This is a genomic window from Clostridium sp., from assembly GCF_051656525.1.
In the GTDB taxonomy this organism is placed as follows: domain Bacteria; phylum Bacillota; class Clostridia; order Clostridiales; family Clostridiaceae; genus Clostridium.
In genome coordinates this window covers 1-2,550 of sequence record NZ_JBOGCC010000346.1, presented here as the reverse complement: position 1 = coordinate 2,550, position 2,550 = coordinate 1, and the positions used below count along the sequence as shown (strand labels likewise).

At 25.6% G+C, this 2,550-nt stretch carries 2 protein-coding genes and 2 tRNA genes; all 4 read right to left on the bottom strand.

The window, feature by feature from the left end:
- Window positions 1-470 precede the first annotated feature (470 nt).
- The 4 genes from ACRDDY_RS16960 to ACRDDY_RS16945 all read right to left on the bottom strand — a co-directional run bounded on the left by ACRDDY_RS16960 (window position 471) and on the right by ACRDDY_RS16945 (window position 2,486).
- On the bottom strand, window positions 471-1,106 hold the full coding sequence (locus tag ACRDDY_RS16960) for a DUF488 domain-containing protein (RefSeq protein WP_438566113.1): 636 nt from the start codon (window positions 1,104-1,106) through the stop codon (window positions 471-473).
- Window positions 1,107-1,204: 98 nt separating this feature from the next.
- A complete protein-coding gene (locus ACRDDY_RS16955) occupies window positions 1,205-1,981 on the bottom strand; it encodes a hypothetical protein (protein ID WP_438566112.1) in 777 nt (258 codons plus the stop codon).
- Between the two features lie 197 nt (window positions 1,982-2,178).
- Window positions 2,179-2,255: transfer RNA gene (locus tag ACRDDY_RS16950), tRNA-Arg, on the bottom strand.
- 157 nt (window positions 2,256-2,412) lie between these two features.
- Window positions 2,413-2,486 (bottom strand) — tRNA-Gly (locus ACRDDY_RS16945).
- Window positions 2,487-2,550: the final 64 nt, after the last annotated feature.

Sequence of the window (2,550 nt, the reverse complement as noted above, 5' to 3'; positions counted from 1 at the left end):
GCCGCCAGCGTTCGTCCTGAGCCAGGATCAAACTCTCAATAAAAAGTTTAATCTTAAATTGCTCATAAAACTTACTAATAAAAGAATTGCTGGTTTAAGTTTGTTTATATATTAATCTGTTCAATTTTCAAAGATCATCATCATCGCTTCAAGCGACTCATTTATCTTATCACTTAGAAACTTTCTTGTCAACAACTTTTTTCTTGTTGTTTTTTATCTGCTCCCTTGCAACAGAATTTATTCTATCACAAATTTCACATAATAATACATATCATATATTCTTTTTTCTAAATTATCTTATATTTTCTAGTTTATTTATACTTTTTCTCTTTTTTTCTTATATAGATACACTTGGATAAGTTTTCATTTATTTTATCTATTCTATATAATTTTATCTAATAATTTTCTATAAAAAAGTAGTATTTAATTAACTAAACACTACTTTTGGTAAAGATTTTTATCAGAAAAATTTAAAGTTTATAACCTTTTTCTTTTAATTTCTCTAATCTAAATCCTATTTCTCTATTTATTTTTTCTAAAGCTAGCTCTAAATATTCCTCTCTATTCTTCTGACCATCCAAAATCGAATAAAAATTTATATCATTTCTATCAAAATATCTATCTATTAATTCTTCTTCTAATTCATAATTACTTTTTATTTCCCCATTGTGCATAATATTTCTTACTTCAAAACCTTCTTTTTCTAATTCTTCTGCAACTAATGAGAATCTATGACATTCTATTGGATTTTGTTTTGCTCCAAGTATACAAATTGTATAACCTTTATCTACTCCATCTTTTAATCTTTCTATTCCTTTTCTAAATGACTTACTTTGAGCTATTTTTTTAAAATCCATATACCCCTCATTAATATAAAGTTCTTCTTGTCCTATATGTGCACCTAACTCTTTTCCCATATACACATAAGTTATTCCATACTTTTTTAAATTTTCTGTTATAACATTCAAATTGTATTGAGTGTTATAACTTGAATACGCTGTTCCACGTGCATCCACTATTGTATCTACTCCATATCTCTTTATCATTTCAACTAATTTTTCAACTGAATAATTAGAATGTCCTATTGTATATATTATCCTTTTCATTTTTCCTCCTCATTTAAAAGTAATCATTATTCTACTTTTAAATATTTTATCTTTATATAAAATAAAAGAGTACTTATAAGCACTCTTTCTTATCTTTCTTATTTTTTCCCTAATCTTACTAATGTTCTATACCATTTTATTTTAACTAATCTAGCATATCCTGCTAAAGCAACTACTACAAATAAGAACGCTAATAATGTTAATATTCCAAATCCGCTTGTTCTATATCCAAAGAAAGCAACCACGCCTATTATGTATACTTGTAAATTTAATACTATAAGTACTATTAAAGTTGATCCTATCTTCCTTTTAGATATATTAAAGCTTTTTATAAGTGCCTTAATTAAATTTTTTTCTGATTCTTCTACTAATATATATTCTACTGGTAAAAATAATAAATCTATTAGAAGTCCTATTATTAAAGATGCAATTAAGCAAATTACAAAAGAATATGGGATTTTCTCTATATAAATTCTATCTCCTTTTATAAAAAGCGATGTATTTATTATATTTAGTACAGATATTAGAATTGGAAACACTACTATTATTTTATTTATAAACTTCCATATAAGCAAATTAAGATATGTAATAAAAGTTATATTACTACTATGTATATTTATTGAATACCCTTCCTTTTCAGATATTAATAAAAACTTATTGAATAATCCATTTACTAATACCCCTATAAGTATTGAACAAAGTATCCCTAAAATCACACTTATCTTTTTCCCAATAAATACTGCAATAATATTAGTTGCAAATAATCCTATTAAGAAAATTCCTATCTTTAAGAAAAAACCTAGCTTATCATGTAATATTAATCTTCTACTATCTCTAAAAGCTATTTTCCTTCCTTGTCTATTTATTTCTTTCAACCCATTCCCTCCTTCTTTGTTCCTTCTTAATTATATATTTTTATATTTAAATTTTATAGATTTATTTATATTTTTTTATTTTAAATTAATATATTTTCCTGTTTCTTTTTATTTACTAATATCTGAATAATACATTTTTAAACTAAATAAAAAATACTATCATTATATTCCTATAATTCTAGTATTTTAATTATATTTGGTACACCTAGAGGGATTTGAACCCCCGACCTGTGGATTCGAAGTCCATCGCTCTATCCAGCTGAGCTATAGATGCTTATATTCACTTTTTCACTATTTTATCCACAGTTTTTCTTATTTTTTTCTTTTTCTATTTCTTTTCTGTGGATTGTTTTCTATTTTTTGTGATTTATTTTATATTTTTACATTAAATAAGAAATAAAAAAGCAACTTATCTCTAAGTTGCTTATATTTGGAGCGGGTAGTGAGAATCGAACTCACCTTTCCAGCTTGGAAGGCTGGAGTATTACCGATATACGATACCCGCATAAATAATTATGGTGCAGATGAAGGGAGTCGAACCCCCACACCTTACGGCGCTAGATCCTAAG

Coding starts and splice junctions, on each gene's coding strand:
- ACRDDY_RS16960 (WP_438566113.1), bottom strand. CDS start 1,106: ATGAAAAGGATAATATATACAATAGGACATTCTAATTATTCAGTTGAA.